We start from the raw sequence: 18,012 nt of genomic DNA, 5'->3' as shown, positions 1-18,012 counted from the left end.
AGGTGAAGTAGTGATGTCCCGCAGATTCCCACAATATTTTTCCCCTTTGTGCCTTGCCTTGCTGATCTTAAGTCTGGTCGGAATAATCGAGTGGCAGTATCCTCATTATTTTTTGAAAGCCGATAACCTCGACCAGAACCTGCCTTACTATGTTCACAATCTCAGGGCGGTGCTGGAGGGGGAATTCCCTCTCTTCAATTTTCACCAGTTTCTCGGAACACCGGTGTTTGCCTGCATCCAGTCAGCAGCATTGTACCTGCCGAACTACATTGCCCTTGTCCTTAGCAAGTGGCTGTGCGGCAATTATTACTGGGCAATCGATCTGTTGGCGGCATTTCATCTGGTAGCTGCGGCCATCGGCTTCTCCCTGCTCACTCGCCAGTGGGGGCTGGGGACGATTAGCGGCTTCTTTGCAGGGATCTCCTGGGCATTATGCGGCTTTGTCATGAGGGTGGGGGATGGATGGATTCAGGTCATCGAATATGCAGCCTTTTTCCCCTGGATTCTACTCTACGGCCAGCGGCTGGCGTGGACGCCTGCCCTACGCCCTTTTATCATCTTGACGCTGTTGAGAACTGCTGCCCTCTGGGTGGGAAATCCTCCGTTCTTCATGTATGTAGTCACCTTTGATCTTTTGTTCGCCTTCGTGTGTCATGGCATCAACCGGGATAAACCCCCCCCTGTCAGCAATGAGTCCGATAAGGTCGGCGTGCTGTCATTCATTATCCGGCACTGCTCAAGTTACGGTATTGCTGCTATCCTGTCCGCTCCTCTCCTGCTTCCTGCTTTCAGCCAGATTGCATCCTCCGCGGACAGGAGCAGCGCGCTTACCTGGGAAATGTATTCCCGAGGAGGCTATACCTTTTCTCTGTGGGTAAGGGGATTGCTGCTCCCCTTTAACTCAGAGTATTACCAACTGTTTGGTCAGGAGTTGTTCTTTCCCCACATAGGGTGGTTGCCTGTTATCTTTGCCCTTGCCGCCATCTTCTGCAGGCCGCCATACCGTCGTCTGGCTATTGTTCTGTTGCTTTTGGCAGGCGTTTCGCTGCTTTGGGCGAACAATACGTTTGTTACTCGTCTGGTCTATCATATCCCGTTCTACAACCGACAACGTTTTCCGTTCAAGCTTCTATTTTTTAGCAGTTTTTTTTCGATTGCGCTGGCTGCTGTCGGCTTGGAACGATTGCTCGATGCTGTTCGTAAATGTCAGCGACCAGAAGTAATCGTCACGGTGATCCTTGTGGTGCAGGTAACCAATCTGCTGGCATTCCACCTCTCTACCCCTTATGATACCCGCAAGGTTAAACTGATCCCATATACCGAACAGCTACAGGAAAAGTTGTCTACCGGGAGAATTGTTACTATTGTTTCCCAAGAGACAGACGATCAGGATAAGCAGCCATACCTGCTGGGGTACAACTTTGCCACGCTCTTTGGGCTCTATCATTTTGCCGGCTATGAAACACTGGTGTCGCGGGCAAATCTGGAGGCAGCTCTGGAAAGAAACGGCAGTGCCGATTTCTTCGTTGACAACAATATGTTCGCTCCAGATCCCTCTGAACTCGAATATTTTCGTCATTGGGGGGTAAAGTGGTATGTTCTGGAAAAGCAAATAACGATTCCCGAGTCGTCGATCCTGCGCACTGTTTATCGGGGCAATGATCGGTTGATCGCATATGATCCTGCCGCCAGACCTTTTGTCTATTGGGAGGATGATCCGGAAACAGAGGCCGTACAACACCGGTTCAGCACCAATAGCATCAGGATTGAAACGAGGAGAGAACGTCCGGGCAGGTTGGTGGTGAATACTCTTTACAACCGACTCTTTACCGCTGTCATTGATGACAGGCAGGTGGATGTGTCAGCAACCTCCGGCAACCAGATAGGGTTGCTCATCCCCCCTGGACAACATGTGGTTAAGGTGACCTACCATGATCCGTATTTCGCTGCCGGATGGTACGTTACCGGCGCTTTTCTCTGCACCGCAGCTGTCTGGATATTTATGCGCAGGAGGAAATGTGCTCCAATCGGTGATTAGCCATTTTCGCAAGGCCCGCCAATGACCGAGAACCATAGTTACTACGACTCAACCGGGCGTACTGGTGTCCTTGTCTGGATAGCTTTTTTTGCTTTTATTGTCGCCTGCATCCAGTTTTCCATCCCCTATCCGCTAGACGATGATACTGCCTACCACTTTTCTGTGGCCAGGCTGATCCGCGAGCACGGGATACTGCAGAGCTTTCCGTGGACCAGGTTCAGCTGGCAGTTCGATCATTACGCCGACAAGGAGTTTTTCTTCCATCTGCTCTTTGTCCCTTTTACCCCCCTTGGATTCAACACGGCCTCCAGGATTGTCGGCATTATCGGCGGCGCCTCAATTCTTTCGGCCATGTTTATGGTTCTGCGGGCGGAAGGTGTCAGGTTTGCCGGACTCTGGGCACTGATCCCTCTTGCAGCGACGAACTACCTCTACCGCTTTTCTCAGGTCCGCCCCCATCTCTTTTCAATTGCCCTTGCCATGCTTCTTGTATGGGCTTACTGCCGCCGGAAGTCGCTGGTCCTGTTTCTGCTGGCGCTGCTCTATCCGCTGTTTTATGTGGCCTTCTGGCAGATCCCTCTGATCTTGCTGGTTGCCGCAGAGGCTGGCCGGCTCTGGACGGATGAACGGTTTGACCATCGATCAGCACTAATAGTGCTGGCAGGGATTGCGACCGGAGTCCTTCTCCACCCTAATACCATGAACCTGCTGCAGATCAACTGGATTCACATGACAGATATTCTGTTCCGCAACGCATGGGGCAAGCATGTCGAGTTCAACATGGGAGAAGAGTTCGAGCCGTTTCCTCTCAAAGAGTGGTTCAGGTTCATGCTCGTAACCACCATAGTTGTCATCGGCGCACTTGTCGCTGCCTGGCGGGACCGAAAGCAGCACCTTCTTTCAACGGCAATGGCTATTACCATGGTTATATTTTTCCTGCTTACTCTCAGGACCAACCGCTTTCTCGAATACCTCGTTCCTTTCAGCGTGCTTTCCCTGGCCTTGGCCACATACAGAAAGGGGCAGGGGTGGCTACTTCCGTCGCTTGCCACGGTGTCTCTCTGTTATGCCTTGGTCTCAATCCCTTTACTCAAATATATTACCTCAAGTGAGCAGCGGCTCTGGCAGATGGATCAGGGGGTAATCGAGGCGTTCACCAGGGAGGTGCCTGCCGGGGCAGATGTCTTTACCTGCGGATGGGAATATACCGGGACTCTTATGGTGAATCTTCCCGATAGAAATTTCATGGTTGCTTTGGACCCTACATTGCTTTACAAGCGTGACCCGGCTCTTTACGATCTTTGGTATCGAACCCTGAAGTACGCCCCTCCGTCGTCTGCGGAGATCGTCCGACGCAATTTTTCCAGCCGTTACGCCATTTGCCTGGACCATCCCACTTTGCACCCTTTTTTCAATGCCCTTGCCGCCGACAAGGGGGCGAAGGTGCTGTACAGTGACGGGAAATGGGTGCTGTTTGACCTTAAGACCGTCGGGAAGGGGGAGCAATGACCGATATGCCGGCTACGGATTCCCGGGCGGCAGGAAAATCCCGGCTTCCGGACCTGCTCTTTGCGGCACTGCTAGCTGTTTTCGTAATGCTCTCTCTCAACTCGTCCAGGCAGGAGTCGGTGACCATCGACGAGTTCCGCCACCTTGCCACTGGTGTGCATTATTGGCAGAGCGGCGATTACTCTTTTGACAGCGCTACGCCACCGCTTTGGAAAATGGCAATGGCCTTGCCTGCCTACCTTGCCGGGGCAAAAACGGTGCAGTTTCATCAGTTTCCGGAGAGCGCCGCCGGTTGGGAGCCGTGGTTCGTGGCAACCGACTTCATGAGGGACAATGCTTCTGCCTATAACGGCTACCTGCAGTCTGCACGGCTTGTTAATATCCTGGCAGCGTCACTGTGCCTTGTTGTCCTCTATCGGCGTCTTCGAAAGCGTTTCGGCCCTGGAGCTGCCCTTTTCGGGAGCTCTTTTCTGGCGCTTTCGCCGACGTTTCTTGCCCATTCCCACTATGCTACCACCGATATTATTGCTACTCTGACCTTGATGACGCTGGTTTTCCTGCTGATTGATTACCTGGAAAACCCCGGGTTAGGTCGGCTGGTGTGGGCATCCCTGCTCTTCGCCATTTCCCTCCTCTGCAAGTTCTCGGCATTGCTCCTGTTGCCGTTGTTGCTGCTTTTGCCGATGCTGGCAGCGCTGAAGCAAACAGAAGGAGCCCAACGGCGATGGCCTGACATTATGCTGCATCTGTCAAAATCACTATTATTGGTGATGATGACTCTGCTGCTTACAGTGAATGTTTTCTACGGGTTCCAAGGGACGGGAACCACCCTGAGTCAGTTGCATCTGGAGAGCAAGTCTTTGTCCAAGCTGGGGCAGAGCGTCGCCGGTGTCCTGCCTGTTCCCTTTCCTAAGGCGTTTGTCGAGGGCTTCGATAAGCAGAAGGCTGATAGCGATTTTTCAGAATTCCCAGCGTACTTCTTGGGGAACTGGTCGATTGAAGGGTTCCGCAGTTATTATCTTGGTGCCTTCTGCATGAAGGAGTCTGTTCCATTTCTTCTCCTTGTTGCTGCGGCGCTGGTGGTTATTGTCCTGCAGAAAAGGAGATTGTTTTCGCGCCATGAACTGCTGCTTTTACTCTACGTCCCGCTGATCCTTTTTCTGGTGCTCAGTTGCTTTAACCGGTTGAATGTCGGGGTCAGATACCTGCTGCCAATATACCCGTTCCTTTGCATTTTCATTGCCGGACTGTTTCAGGCCGGCAGGGGGTATGGCGCACGACTGGCACTGCTGCTCCTGTTTATGTTACACTCTGTTTCGGTGCTGCGCATAACACCGCACTATACCTCATATTTCAATGAACTCTTCGGCGGTGCGGCACACGGATATCGCTACCTGATCGATTCGAACACCGACTGGGGACAGGATCTTCCCAGCCTGAAAAAGTATATGTCCAAGAATGGTATAGAGAAGATCCAGCTGGCTTATTTTGGTCATGGACTGCCAGAGGTTTACGGCATAAATTACGAGTCTCTCTCAATGCCAGCAAAACCTGGCTATACGGCTATAAGTGTCTCTCTGCTCCAGGGGCATCCCTACCTGCTGACCTATCTTGATCCGCCCCGTATTGCCGAAGCCGATCAGTTCCGCGCAATGCGCAACCTTCAGCCGGTGGGACGGGCAGGGTATTCAATAATGATTTACCGAATTGATTGAGATGACGGAGCGCTAGTGAGAACAGACGAAAAAACCGTCATACGGATCAGCGTGGCTGTGGGCATTGCGTCGCTGCTTGTCTATCTAGGATCGCTGTCGTGCGGCTTCATAAACCTTGACGACCCGTTTTACATTACCAACAACTCTCTCATCAAAAGCCTGGACCTGCATGCGCTTCGCAGGATTTTCACCGAAGCGCATCTTGGCGCATGGCTGCCTCTCACCTATCTCTCTTTTGCCATAGACTACCATTTCTGGGGGGACAATCCGACCGGTTATCATCTTACCAATATCATTCTCCATGCAGCCAATGCCTCGCTGGTGGTGCTACTGGCCGACAGGCTCTTGACCTGCTGCCGAGAGGCACTGGGTGAGGGAGGGTATTGCTATCCACTTGTCTTGCTCTTGGCTGGATTGTTGTGGGGACTTCACCCCCTGCGCGTTGAATCAGTTGCCTGGGCCGCGGAGCGTAAGGATGTGCTCAACGGTTTTTTCACCCTGGCCACAGTCCTTGCGTATCTTCGTTATGCACGCGGCAAAGAAGCCGGGACTGGGAATAACTCTATTGTCCCATACCTGCTGGCACTGGCCTGTTTCATCTCATCTTTGTTGGCAAAACAGGTTAGCGTCACTCTGCCGGTGGTGATGCTGCTCCTGGACTGGTACCCGCTCGGGCGGTTCAAAAAAGAAAGAGTTGCGTCGCTGTTGCTGGAAAAGATTCCGTTTTTTGCAGTCGCCATCTTTATAACCATGCTTACCATCTATTTTGCGGCATCTGAGAAGTATATGGCCTCTTTGCAGGATATGCCGTTTTATGTCAGGGTGCTGGTTTCCGGCAATGCAATCTTCGAATACTGCCGGTTTATGCTTTTCCCTGTCGGCATTAGCCCGTACTTCGTGCTTCCTAAACCCCTTCCATACGGTTATCTCGTAAAAACAGTGGTTGTTGCCACTGCCACTCTGCTTCTGTGGCGCTTCTCAAAGGCCAAGCAGGCAATTGCCGCCTCCTGGTTTGCTTTTGTCATCCTGTTTTCACCGATGCTCGCATTTGTCCAGACCGGTGATGACATTGCTATGGCAACCAGATACACCTATCTCCCGGCAATAGCACTCAGTATTGCCGTTGCAGCGGCCTTGGTGCTGTTTTCCAGGAGATTGCCGCCACAGGGACGCAGGCTGCTTGCTATCGCCCTGGCCTTCTTTCTTGTTATCAACGTCGGCATTACCCTGAAGCTGATCAAGGTGTGGCAAGACACTGGTACTTTCTGGTCCAGAGTGATCGAGATTGAACCGGTCGGACGTGCTTATGGCGATCGGGGGGTTTATTACCTCATCAACCGGAAAAGCGCTGCGGCAGTTGAGGATTTCAATGTCGCGATAGCTATCGCCGAAAAAGCAGGAGTCCGCTCGATATACAACCTGTATGCCTTCAGGGGGGTTGCTTTAGGAGATATCGGCAGCTTTGCCGAAGCGGTAACCGACTTTGACCGGGCAATCGCACTCTATCAGCATCCGACGTACTTTTACCAGCGCGGGGTTGCCTTGAAAGCATTGGGGAGAACGGCAGAGGCGGAAATGGATTTTCGCCGGGCCGGGCCGAATCCGCCGCCGATTGATTGGTTCTGAGATTCGACCGTTATTTTGTGATGTTCGGGTAAAGGCACTGATATCATTTTTACAGAGATTTGGATAATTTATATTATAGTAGCGGAGAGGTGATCCGGGCATGATCGAAACAGTCAGTTTTGCGAACAAGCTCTTCGCGATTATTATTCCCCATAATTTCAGCGAGCCGGGGGTCAATTTTTTTACTCCGCACAACCTCTCGCAGCAGCTGGCCTTTATCAAACACCCGCCGGGCCATTTGATTGAGCCGCACATTCATAATCCGGTTCCCCGGGAAGTGCTTTATACCCAGGAGGTGCTGCTTGTCAGGAAAGGGCGGCTCAGGGTTAATTTTTACGATGACGACCGGCAATTTGTTGATAGCAGGGAGCTGGGAGCTGGGGATGTGATCCTCCTGGCAGAGGGGGGGCACGGTTTCGAAGTGCTCGAAGAGCTGGAGATGATCGAAGTGAAGCAGGGGCCGTATGCTGGAGAGAGTGACAAGACAAGATTTGTCATGAAGGTTGATGGTGTGACAAAATGATTCCGGTGAATGAGCCGCTGCTGGATGGCAACGAGGGGCGATACCTGCAGGAGTGCATCGATTCGGGATGGATTTCCTCTGAAGGCCCTTTTGTTGAACGCTTTGAAGCAGAGATGGCCGCCAGGACCGGGCGGAAATTTGCCTTCGCCCTGACCAACGGCACGACAGCCTTGGAGCTGGCAATGGCTGCCCTGCGGCTTGAACCCGGAAGCATGGTGGTAATGCCGACTTTTTGCATTATCTCCTGCGTGGCAGCGGTTATCAGGAATGGGTGCATTCCGCTCTTTGTGGATGCCGATCCGCTTACCTGGAACCTTGATATTGAAAAGCTTGCAGAACTGCTGAAAGATCAGATTGAGAGGCAAGGGAATCGCAAGCTTAAAGCCATAATGGCTGTGCATACCTATGGCTTGCCTGTTGATATGGATCCTTTGCTGGTGCTTGCGGATCGTTATGGCCTCAAGGTTATCGAAGATGCTGCAGAAATGCATGGACAGTCCTATCGGGGGGTGGCCTGCGGCGGTTTTGGCGATTTGAGCGTTTTCAGTTTCTATCCGAACAAACTGGTTACCACCGGCGAGGGAGGGATGGTGCTGACCGACGATCCCCTGCTGGCTGAGCGCTGCCGTAGTCTGCGCAATCTCTGTTTTCAGCCTGGAAGGCGTTTCGTGCATGAAGAGCTGGGGTACAATTTCAGGATGTCCAATCTACAGGCGGCTGTCGGCGTTGCCCAGCTGGAGCGGCTTGACATGTTTGTCGCTCGCAAGCGGGCTATGGGGGCACGCTATGACGCCCTTCTTGCCGACTGCAACGGGCTGCAACTACCCCATGCCAGGACAGATTATGCCGACAATATCTATTGGGTCTATGGTGTGGTTCTTGGTGATGAAGTGGCGACCGATGCTTTGGGAATGATGGGGCGACTGGCAGAGCGTGGGATTGGCACCAGGCCGTTCTTCTGGCCGATGCACGAGCAGCCGGTGCTGCAACGGATGGGAACCCTGCCGACTGACAATTATCGTTTCCCTGTGGCGGAGCGCCTGGCGCGGAGGGGGTTTTACCTGCCAAGCGGCATTGCGCTAAGCGAAAGTCAGATTGAGGAGGTCTCTTCAACCGTTGTTGCAGAGATCGCAAAGGCTGGCAGGTAATGGGTTTGGGTGCTACAGCGATGACGACAGATCGATCGTTCAGTGTGTCGCTCATTATGCCCACCTACAATGAGGCCGGCAATATCGCCGATCTGATTATGGCTGCAGTGGCGAATGTGCAAAAAACCGGGGCTAGCGAAATTGAGGTAATAGTTGCCGATGACGATTCTCTGGATTTCACCTGGAAGATTGCGGCAGAAACCGATTGCCCTGGGGCAACCGTCAATGTTTTGCGGAGAGTTGAGGCCCATGGACTCACCGCCTCACTTAATGATGCTATTGCCGCCGCTAAAAACGATATAATAGTTTGGTTTGACTGCGATTTTTCCCAGCCGCCTGAATGTATCCCTCAGTTATTGGAGAAGATCTGTGAGGGGTATGATGTGGCGGTCAACTCCCGCTATCTTCCCGGAGGAGGGGAGAACCGCTCCGGTGACGGCTCCTGGTTCCATCTGTTTCTGAGCAGATGCCTGAACTACTCGCTGCGTTACCTTCTCGATCCTTCCTTTACCGACTATACCAGCGGCTTCATTGCCGTCAGGCGTGAAGTTTTCCGGGATATCCGCCTGCGCGGGGATTACGGCGAGTATTTCATTGATTTCATCTACCGGGTGCTGCGTGACGGACGCTTCCGGGTCTGTGAGCTGCCGTATATGATGCAGCCCCGTCGTAGTGGCGAATCCAAGACCGGATCGAACCTGGTGCATTACATAAAACGTGGCCGCAAGTATCTTGCCACCATAGCCGGGCTGAGAAAACTCCGGACGGAGCGAGGCTGAAAATGGAGCCATCGCTCTACGAGAGAATTTTTCAGCTACAGAAAACCCACTGGTGGTACCGGAGTAGGGAGCGGTTCTTGGACATTCTGCTGCGCGATGTGCCACGTGGTGGGATTGTGCTGGATGCTGGTTGCGGACCAGGGTCAATGCTGCATTACTTTGGCAGGTATGGCGATGTCGTTGGCCTGGATCGCTACTTGCCAGCCCTGCAGATGAGTCGCAGCCATTTCTCCGGCCCGCTTTTCCAGGGAGAGTGTAGCCGGCTCCCCTTTGCGGACAACAGTTTTACGCTGGTGACGGCATGCGAGGTCCTTTATCACAGGAACATCAGCGATGTAGCGGCGGTGGTACGTGAGTTTGCCCGGGTTTTACGGCCAGGCGGTGCGCTGCTTATTGTCGATTCGGCTTATTCGAGTTGCTATTCAGGGCATGATCAAATTGCCCACGGTGCTCGGAGGTTTACCAAGGGTGAGTTGGTTGCTGCCCTGCAATCAGCCGGACTTGAGGTAGTTCATGCCACCTATGCCTATGCTTTGATACTCCCCATTGTCTGGTTGCTGCGCCGCTTTAAGTCCCTGTTTGGCGTCAGGGAGGAGCAGGGTGGGGAGTTGGCTGAGACCTGGCGACCGCTCAACTCCCTGGTTGTCAGCTGGTTCAGGCTTGAGGCCGTACTTGCCGGGTATTGGGGGTTGCCTTTTGGGCTGTCAGTTCAGGTTCTTGGGAAAAAGTGAGGAAGGAGGACTGAACCCAATCTATGCGTATCCTTCTTCTTAATCCTCCGGCGGAATACACTGCAAGAGAGTATGTGGATCCTGCCAACCCATCGGACCATGGGCTGCTGGATACCGAGGATTTTGGGCGTTTCCCGCCATTGGGGCTTCTCTATATTCTTGCCGCTCTCAGGAAGGCAACGCCGGAGCATGAAACGTTCTTGCTTGACTGTATTGCTGAAAAGGTGGGACACGGCGAGCTGATGCAGAGAGTGGCGGAGATAGGGCCGGATCTGGTGGGGATCACCAGCTTTACTGTCTCCATGTACGACGTCTGCCTGGCTGCGCGAGCGATACGTCAGCGTTTCCCAGCGGCCCATCTTTGTCTCGGCGGCCATCACCCCATTGCTTTTCCCTATGAAGCGGCAGAACTTCCCGAATTCGATTCAATAATAGTCGGCGAGGGGGAGGAGGCCTTTCCCGAACTTGTCACAGCGTTGACCTCCGGTGCTGATTTTACCGGGATCAGGGGGGTCTATACCGCCGCTTCGATCCGAGGCTATCAGGGACAGTTACTGACAGATGACAGGTTTCTGGCCAGACGGATGCCGCCACCGGCTTATGTGGAAAATCTGGATGCACTGGCTCCACCCGACCGCTCGGTTATTAGCCACCTAGACTATCGGAGTATCGTCGGTGCATCGGATCGGCTTGCTACCATGATCAGCAGCCGCGGATGCCCATGCAGCTGTACCTTCTGCGATGTGCCGTACAAGAAGTACCGGCAGAGGTCGACGGTGGCCATTGCCGACGAAATCAGAGCTTGTCTGGATATGGGGTACAAGGAAGTCCACTTTTACGATGATCTGTTCAATATTACCCCCGAGCGGGTAATCGCCTTCAGCGACGAAATAACCCGCCGCGGCTACCGCTTTACCTGGGATTTTCGCGGCCGGGTAAATACCGTGACCCATGACTCGCTGGTTAAGGCCAAGGCAGCTGGTTGTCGCATGATCTCCTTCGGTGTTGAAACCGGTAGTGACGACGGGCTGATGCAGCTGCGAAAAAACTGCACTACCGAGCAGGTCAGGACGGTCTTTAAGTGGTGTCGTTCCCTGGGCATCCTGACCATAGCCGATTTCATGATCGGCCTCCCTTTCGAGAAGAGCGCCGCGGATGTGCGACGCAATATCGATTTCATGCTGGATATCGATCCTGATTATGCCCAGGTTTCCATTCTGTCGCTTTTTCCCAATACAGAGCTGTTTGCCGAGGCTGCACGACGCGGGCTGATTCGGTCGGAGCGGTGGGCGGAATTCGCCCGGGCGCCGCGAGCGGATTTTTACTTGGATCACTGGGAGGAGTCATTAAGCATGGCCGATCTGCTGCGTCTGCAGAGGGAGTCCTACCGTCGTTTTTATCTCAGGCCCCGCTATGTCTGGCGCAGCCTGCTGGCCACCTGCAGCTGGCATGAGTTCACGACAAAACTACAAGGGGCGGTGAAGCTGTTCCGCTAGAAATCCGAAGCAGTTTTTGACATAATACTCGGAATTTAATTCGTGGAAAAATAAAACAGGCAAAGGTGATACCTATGAAACGAATTTTTATCACAGCACTCATTCTGCTTATTGCGCTCCCGGCATATGCCGCAAAGAAAAAACCGGTTACCAGGCCATTGACTGAAGATCAAAAGGCCTTTTATGCCGTAGGACTCGTTCTTGCGAGACAGTTGGAAGTGTTTGATCTAACCCCTGCAGAGTTGCGGATAGTGAAGCGAGGGTTGAATGACGCTGCCAGAGGCAGGAAGCCGAAAGTAGATTTTGCTGTTTACAGTAAAAAATCTCAGGACCTGGCAATTGCCCGTCGCGACGCACATGGGAAAAAGCTGGCTTCACGAGTAGCTGCTTTCATGGCTCAGGAGGAGGCAAGGGAAGGATCGGTCAAAACAGCGTCCGGACTTATTTTTCAGTCGGTCAAAGAGGGGGATGGGGCTGCTCCTGCGCTGACCGACAAGGTTAAGGTCCATTACAAAAGTACTCTGATCGACGGCAAAGAGATGGCGAACACTTACAAAATCGGTCAGGCTGATGCGTCGGTCCTGAACGAATTCATGAAGTGTCTATCTGAAGGGATGCAAATGATGAAGCAGGGCGGCAAAGCCAGGTTGATCTGTCCTCCGGAAATTTCCCTGGGCAACGAAGGGACCGATAATATTCCTCCCGGCGCCACACTGATCTTTGATTTGGAACTGCTCGAGGTTACAAAATAGTTGGTGATATCCGGAATCATGCTTGAGGTCGGCAGCTATTCACCTGAAGTAGCTGTCATCATTCTGATATGACAGCAAAGAAGCTGAGATGAAACAGCAAAAAAAACCAAATATGAGGAGGCTCGCGAGCAGCAATCTTGCAGGAGAATCGCTGACTGGCAGTGACATTGGTGCTGAACAGCGCAGAAAGCTTTTGCTGGCTGCATTTGTCGCTATCCTGACCTTCATGGTTTATCTGCCCACTCTCCGTAACGGTTTTGTCAGTTGGGACGATGGGCACTATGTGTATGAAAACCGCCATATCCTCGCAATCAATTGGGGATTTTTCAAGTGGGCGCTGACCAACGTTGATATTGTTTACTGGCATCCGCTCACCTGGATATCTCACGCTTTGGACGTTGCTATCTGGGGCCTGAATCCTTTGGGGCACCATCTTACAAATATAGTTTTCCATGCCGTTAATACGTTCCTGGTTGTCATCTTTACCTGGAGGCTATTGCAAACAGCGCAACATCATGCCCGTTCCGGTTGTTGCCGGGACGGTTTTTTTGCCAAGGAGGGGCAGGCGATACTGGTTGCGGCAGGGGTCACGGGAGTCCTTTTCGGCCTGCATCCCCTGCATGTGGAATCAGTCGCATGGGTCGCGGAGCGTAAGGATCTCCTTTACTCCCTGTTCTACCTGCTCGGTCTGCTCAGCTATATGGTTTACGTTTGCGAGTATGGGAAAGACCAGGGTACTTGGGAGTTTTTACGCAATCGAGGCTACTATCTTACTATGCTCTGCTTTTTCTTATCCCTTGCGAGCAAACCTATGGCAGTAAGCTTTCCGGCGATCATTATGCTGCTGGATTGGTATCCTTTGCGGAGAGATTTTGCGGCGCAGTGGCGGACTTTGCTGCTGGAAAAGCTCCCTTTTTTTGCTCTGGGGGGAGCCATATCGGTAATTACTGTTGTCGCGCAGGCAAAGGTCGGCGCAATGGTTGCCATGGGAGAGATCCCTTTTGGCGTCAGGGTGCTGGTGGCGTTCCAGTCCCTGGTGATCTATTGCTGGAAGATGATGATTCCGGTGGGGTTGTTGCCGCTCTACCCCTATCCTGATAATGTCTCCCTGCTGAAGCCGGAGTATGTCGGCTCCATGCTGCTCATCACGGGCGTTACCTTGGTGTGTGTCACTATCGCAAAACGACAACGTTTGTGGCTGGCTGTTTGGGGCTCTTTCCTTTTATCGGTCTTTCCGGTCATCGGGCTGCTGCAGTCGGGGCCGCAGCCTCTGGCGGACAGGTTTGTCTATCTGCCGAGCCTTGGCCCTTTCATTTTAGTCGGTGTCGCATTCGCCATCTTTTGGGGGAAAAGTTCGGCAGAAACGCTTGCCCGGCTGTCATTAGCATCCCTTGCCGCCTTGATGGCGGTGGTGATGGGGTATATGACCGTGGTGCAGATCGCTATCTGGAAGGACAGCATGGTGATGTGGAGTCATGTTATCAACAAGGTGCCTCATAGGCTGCCTTTCGCCTATCATAACCGGGGGATACTTTTTTTCGACAAGGGTGAGTTGAATTTGGCGATTGCAGATGCCACCCAAGCGATAGGTCTTGCCCCTGAGTTCCCTGATGCCTATCACAATCGGGGCAATGCCTATGCTGCCAAAGGGGAATACGATCGTGCCCTTGTCGATTACAACATGGCGATCAAGCTCAAGCCCGCTGACCCGGTAATTTACAACAGCCGCGGCCTTCTGTTCGCCGGCAGAGGGGAGTTCAACCATGCCTTGGCAGATTATGGCAAGTCGATAGCGTTGCAGCCTGATTACATGGAGGCCTATAATAACCGCGGGCTTGCATACGCCGGTATGGGTGAGTTTTCTCTGGCCGTTGATGACTATGATAGGGCAAGCGCTCTGAATCCATCTGACGCGAGCATTCATATCAACAGGGGGATTGCTTTTGCCGCCATGGGCAGGAGCGACCTGGCGGAAAACGAGTATTCCTTTGTAATAAAGCAGAAACCTACCCCGGAGCTGACTGCAAATGCCCACTCCAATCGTGGCATCCTCCGGTTCAATCGCAAGGAATACGACCGCGCCCTGGAGGATTTCACTTCAGCAGTAACTCTGAATCCGGGCAGTGTTGCCGCGTACAACAACAGAGGCGCGCTTTACCGGGCAATAGGGGACTATGCACATGCCACAGCAGACTTTACTAGAATGCTGGAGTTGAATCCAGGCTCGGAAAAAGCCTATCTTGGCCGAGGTGACTCCTACCTGCTGGGAGGAAGCACGGCAATGGCAAAAGAGGATTATCTTGCTGCCTGTCGTATGGGCAGCGCTGTCGGTTGTCGTAAGGCTGATTCGCTGCATTAGCTGTTGTGCGTTGTCGGAAGAACAAATAATCTTTGGTGGTAACAGGCAATGTCCCAAGTTAAAGAGAAAGCCACACTGCTGACAGCATTGACAGCGTCGCTAGTCTGTCTGCTGCTCTATCTGCCGGTGCTTAACTACGGATTCATCAACTTTGACGACCCGGAATATGTGCTTAATAATCCGGTTATCCGTCACCTCGACCTGAATACTTTGTACCAGTCATTTTTCCAATCCCATGTCGGCTGGTGGATGCCGCTGACCTGGCTATCACTTGCCATTGATTACCAGTTCTGGGGACTTAACCCGCTTGGTTATCACCTGACCAACATCGTGTTCCATGCCGCTAACACCGGCCTTGTGGTGCTGATAGCCGACGGCCTTTTGCGGCAAGCAAGGGGGGTAAACGGCGAATCCTCAAATGGTCTGCCTGAAGGAGGCAAGTATTCCGGACATTACTATGCCGCCATTCTGGTTTTTGCCGGTCTTTGTTTTGGGGCGCACCCGCTCCGTGTTGAGTCTGTTGCCTGGGTAACCGAGCGTAAGGATGTGCTGAACGGTTTTTTTGCCTTTTCATCGATACTTTTTTATCTCCATTATGCCAAGCGAAAAGATATGGGCATTACCGGGAAGCAAGCCGGGAGGTTCTATGCCCTGTCGCTACTGTGCTTTGTCTGTTCGCTGATGGCGAAATCGGTTAGTGTTGTCCTGCCCGCCATGCTCCTTGTTTTGGACTGGCAGCCGCTGAGGCGCATGCCGAATCGATCCTTCCGCCAGCTTATCCTTGAGAAATGGCCGTTCTTTGCGGCATCGGTTTTGATAACACTGTTCACCTTCTTTTTTGCGGCTCAGAGTCGCTATCTGGTGACCTACGAAGCATTCCCCTTGAGCCAGAGAATTGCAGTCTCAGGTAACGCGATCTGGGAATACTGGCGCATGTTGCTGGTGCCGGTAGGGCTTAGTCCCTTCAATGTAATCCCTGATCCCATCCCGGGCTCATACACGTTAAAGGCATCGCTGGTGTCGTTGGCCCTTTTGGGGATATTTTTTTCAGGGAAAGTGCCGCGGCTCAGCGCCTGCATGCTCTGCTTTATACTGCCGCTGCTACCGGTGCTGGCATTCTTCCAAAACGGTGATCAATCCTACGCCGACAGGTTTACCTATCTGCCGTCTCTTTCACCGGCGATATTCCTGGCGCTGGTGCTCTTCACCGGCAAAGGTGTTGCCGGGAAGCTCGTCAACCGCCGCTTAGTGATTGTTGCCGCGGCAATTGTTGTGATGATTTTCATGGTAGCAACTTATCGGCAACAGGGAGTGTGGCGGTCCCCGGAGTCCTTCTGGACCAGGATAATCCAGGTTGAACCGCTGGCAATTATTTACAAGGAACGAGGCAAGTATTATCACTCAGAAGGTCGCTATGCCGAGGCAGTGGCTGATTTTACTGCTGCCCTGGGCATGATCACTCCGACTTTGAAGCCCTATGAATACAACTTCTACGCTTTCCGGGGGGAGGCGTTGCGGGGTGCCGGCCGGTACGAAGATGCGGTGGCGGATTTTGCCACGGCAATAAGCATGTACCCACATCCCGCCTACTTTTATCATCGCGGCCTTGCCCTGAAGTCGTTGGGGAGGATAGGCGAGGCTGATTTGGATTTCCGGCGCTCCGGTCCCGATCCCGGTCAGATTGCCTGGTTTGATAGGGGAAACTGATGGCCAAATGGAGACTGTCGACCCCTATGGTCGCCACGCTGGCGGCGCTTTGCTGTTTTCTGGTCTATTTCCGTGCCCTCGGCTGTGGCTACGTCTGGTTCGATGACCCCGACTATGTGATTAACAACCAGGCCATACGTTCCCTGGACTGGCAGTTCCTGCACTGGGCATTCACCAACAGCCAGGTCAGTCTCTGGATGCCCTTGACCTGGGTGTCCCTGGCAATCGATTACCATTTCTGGGGCCTGAACCCCTTTGGGTATCACCTGACCAATATTCTCCTCCATGGGGGTAACGTTTTTCTGGTCGTCTTACTTGCCGACCGGCTTTATCAGCCGGTCACCGGCGAACCGGAAACTAGCATGTCCCACGGGAGCCTCTTTCGGGGTGGCATGTTACTTGCCGCGGCGCTGCTCTTCGGCATTCATCCCCTGCGGGTGGAGTCGGTGGCCTGGATTACCGAACGCAAGGATGTTCTGAACGGGTTTTTCGCGCTCTGTTCAATGCTCTGCTATCTCGCCTATGTCAGGGGGAAAAGGGCTGATCGACCGGGGTGCCAACTCTGGTGGTTTTATGGAGCATCTCTCCTCTGGTTCATCTGTTCGCTCATGGTGAAGCCGGTAAGTCTTGCCCTGCCGTTTATGTTGCTGGTACTCGATTGGTACCCATTGGCACGGGTGCGCTCAGGGGAAATAAAACGACTTCTGCTGGAAAAGGTGCCGTTCATGGTTTTTTCCGTGGCGATGGTTGTTATCTCCCTGTTAGCAGCCACCATGCAGGGTAGTTTTACCTCGGTACGTTCGCTCCCCTTTGCCATGCGGTGCCTAGTAGCAGGGAATGGGTTGTTCGAGTACTGCCGGTTGATGTTGTTCCCCGTGGGGATTGTCCCTTTTTACGTACTGAACATGGCAGCTCTGACCATGTTTATCGTTAAAACGGTCATTATTGTGCTATTTACCGGCGTCATGGTGTTCAGTTGGCGGAAGCGTCCATGGTTGACAGCCGGGTGGCTACTGTTTGTGCTGCCGCTTCTCCCCGTGCTCGGGTTTTTTCAAAATGGCGAACAGGCCTTCGCTGCCCGCTTCACCTATCTGGGATCGATTATCCCCACGCTCTTCGTTCCGTTGCTAGCAACAGAGAGGGGGACTGGTACCAGGAAAACTGTGCTGCTTGTTGCCACCTGTTTGGTCTTGTGCTGGTATGGGGCTGAAACTCGCAGACTGATCCCAGTCTGGGATAACTCGGGGACATTCTGGTCAAGGGTCATTGACTTGGAACCGTTGGGCAGAGCCTACCAGGAGCGGGGATTGTACAATTTTGACAATGGGAATGCTGCCGCCGCCGCCGATGATCTGGCCGCTGCCATGGAAATCGCCAGGGCAAACGGGGTATTGGGGTTCAATCTGGTTGCCCATCGCGGCAAGGTGCTGCTGGCGCTGAAACGGTATGACGAGGCGATAGTCGATTTCACTGAAGCAATAGCCATGTATCCAGACCCGCGTTATTGCTATCAGCGTGGGCTTGCATTGCAATCATTGGGGAAGTTTGCTGAGGCTGATAAAGACTTCCAGCGTGCAGCTGGAGATACGCGACCTATTAAGTGGATTGAGCCGCCACCATGAGGAACAG

General features: G+C 53.0%; 13 protein-coding genes. All 13 read left to right on the top strand.

The window, feature by feature from the left end:
- Positions 1–13: 13 nt before the first annotated feature.
- The 13 genes from KI809_RS19720 (at position 14) to KI809_RS19660 (ending at position 18,005) form a co-directional block, all read left to right on the top strand.
- Positions 14–2,038 (top strand): glycosyltransferase family protein, encoded by a 2,025-nt coding sequence (locus tag KI809_RS19720; protein ID WP_214173324.1) that lies wholly within the window; start codon positions 14–16, stop codon positions 2,036–2,038.
- Positions 2,039–2,059: 21 nt separating this feature from the next.
- Positions 2,060–3,547, top strand: coding sequence for a hypothetical protein (locus tag KI809_RS19715; RefSeq protein WP_214173323.1), 1,488 nt, complete (start codon positions 2,060–2,062; stop codon positions 3,545–3,547).
- On the top strand, positions 3,544–5,262 hold the full coding sequence (locus tag KI809_RS19710) for a glycosyltransferase family 39 protein (RefSeq protein ID WP_214173322.1): 1,719 nt from the start codon (positions 3,544–3,546) through the stop codon (positions 5,260–5,262). The genes KI809_RS19715 and KI809_RS19710 overlap by 4 nt, the downstream gene beginning before the upstream one ends.
- A 15-nt stretch (positions 5,263–5,277) precedes the next feature.
- Positions 5,278–6,888, top strand: coding sequence for a tetratricopeptide repeat protein (locus tag KI809_RS19705; protein WP_214173321.1), 1,611 nt, complete (start codon positions 5,278–5,280; stop codon positions 6,886–6,888).
- A gap of 100 nt (positions 6,889–6,988) precedes the next feature.
- The gene (locus tag KI809_RS19700) at positions 6,989–7,411 is read left to right on the top strand and encodes a cupin domain-containing protein (RefSeq protein ID WP_214173320.1); all 423 of its coding nucleotides are present in this window, start codon (positions 6,989–6,991) and stop codon (positions 7,409–7,411) included.
- The gene (locus KI809_RS19695) at positions 7,408–8,559 is read left to right on the top strand and encodes a DegT/DnrJ/EryC1/StrS family aminotransferase (RefSeq protein WP_214173319.1); all 1,152 of its coding nucleotides are present in this window, start codon (positions 7,408–7,410) and stop codon (positions 8,557–8,559) included. The genes KI809_RS19700 and KI809_RS19695 overlap by 4 nt, the downstream gene beginning before the upstream one ends.
- Positions 8,560–8,579: 20 nt before the next feature.
- On the top strand, positions 8,580–9,338 hold the full coding sequence (locus tag KI809_RS19690) for a glycosyltransferase (RefSeq protein ID WP_214173318.1): 759 nt from the start codon (positions 8,580–8,582) through the stop codon (positions 9,336–9,338).
- Positions 9,339–9,340: 2 nt separating this feature from the next.
- Positions 9,341–10,069 carry a class I SAM-dependent methyltransferase gene (locus KI809_RS19685; protein WP_214173317.1) on the top strand — a complete coding sequence of 243 codons (729 nt, stop codon included), beginning with the start codon at positions 9,341–9,343 and terminating at the stop codon, positions 10,067–10,069.
- 23 nt (positions 10,070–10,092) lie between these two features.
- Positions 10,093–11,565: a B12-binding domain-containing radical SAM protein gene (locus KI809_RS19680; RefSeq protein WP_214173316.1), complete on the top strand. Its 1,473-nt coding sequence runs from the start codon at positions 10,093–10,095 to the stop codon at positions 11,563–11,565.
- Between the two features lie 74 nt (positions 11,566–11,639).
- Positions 11,640–12,317: an FKBP-type peptidyl-prolyl cis-trans isomerase gene (locus KI809_RS19675; RefSeq protein WP_214173315.1), complete on the top strand. Its 678-nt coding sequence runs from the start codon at positions 11,640–11,642 to the stop codon at positions 12,315–12,317.
- 88 nt (positions 12,318–12,405) lie between these two features.
- Positions 12,406–14,676, top strand: coding sequence for a tetratricopeptide repeat protein (locus KI809_RS19670; RefSeq protein WP_214173314.1), 2,271 nt, complete (start codon positions 12,406–12,408; stop codon positions 14,674–14,676).
- Between the two features lie 48 nt (positions 14,677–14,724).
- Complete coding sequence (locus KI809_RS19665; protein ID WP_214173313.1) at positions 14,725–16,383, top strand: tetratricopeptide repeat protein; 1,659 nt, start codon at positions 14,725–14,727, stop codon at positions 16,381–16,383.
- Positions 16,383–18,005, top strand: a complete 1,623-nt coding sequence (locus tag KI809_RS19660; RefSeq protein WP_214173312.1) for a tetratricopeptide repeat protein — start codon at positions 16,383–16,385, stop codon at positions 18,003–18,005. The genes KI809_RS19665 and KI809_RS19660 overlap by 1 nt, the downstream gene beginning before the upstream one ends.
- Positions 18,006–18,012 lie beyond the last annotated feature (7 nt).

The sequence above is a fragment of the Geoanaerobacter pelophilus genome (assembly GCF_018476885.1).
Taxonomy (GTDB): domain Bacteria; phylum Desulfobacterota; class Desulfuromonadia; order Geobacterales; family DSM-12255; genus Geoanaerobacter; species Geoanaerobacter pelophilus.
Note: the sequence above shows the minus strand (reverse complement) of the source record. Positions and strands in the feature narration are given on the sequence as shown.

Bases quoted from the DNA above. Each gene is read 5' to 3' on its own strand.
- KI809_RS19720 (WP_214173324.1), top strand. From the start codon at position 14: ATGTCCCGCAGATTCCCACAATATTTTTCCCCTTTGTGCCTTGCCTTG.
- KI809_RS19715 (WP_214173323.1), top strand. From the start codon at position 2,060: ATGACCGAGAACCATAGTTACTACGACTCAACCGGGCGTACTGGTGTC.
- KI809_RS19710 (WP_214173322.1), top strand. From the start codon at position 3,544: ATGACCGATATGCCGGCTACGGATTCCCGGGCGGCAGGAAAATCCCGG.
- KI809_RS19700 (WP_214173320.1), top strand. From the start codon at position 6,989: ATGATCGAAACAGTCAGTTTTGCGAACAAGCTCTTCGCGATTATTATT.
- KI809_RS19695 (WP_214173319.1), top strand. From the start codon at position 7,408: ATGATTCCGGTGAATGAGCCGCTGCTGGATGGCAACGAGGGGCGATAC.
- KI809_RS19690 (WP_214173318.1), top strand. From the start codon at position 8,580: ATGACGACAGATCGATCGTTCAGTGTGTCGCTCATTATGCCCACCTAC.
- KI809_RS19685 (WP_214173317.1), top strand. From the start codon at position 9,341: ATGGAGCCATCGCTCTACGAGAGAATTTTTCAGCTACAGAAAACCCAC.
- KI809_RS19680 (WP_214173316.1), top strand. From the start codon at position 10,093: ATGCGTATCCTTCTTCTTAATCCTCCGGCGGAATACACTGCAAGAGAG.
- KI809_RS19675 (WP_214173315.1), top strand. From the start codon at position 11,640: ATGAAACGAATTTTTATCACAGCACTCATTCTGCTTATTGCGCTCCCG.
- KI809_RS19670 (WP_214173314.1), top strand. From the start codon at position 12,406: ATGAAACAGCAAAAAAAACCAAATATGAGGAGGCTCGCGAGCAGCAAT.
- KI809_RS19665 (WP_214173313.1), top strand. From the start codon at position 14,725: ATGTCCCAAGTTAAAGAGAAAGCCACACTGCTGACAGCATTGACAGCG.
- KI809_RS19660 (WP_214173312.1), top strand. From the start codon at position 16,383: ATGGCCAAATGGAGACTGTCGACCCCTATGGTCGCCACGCTGGCGGCG.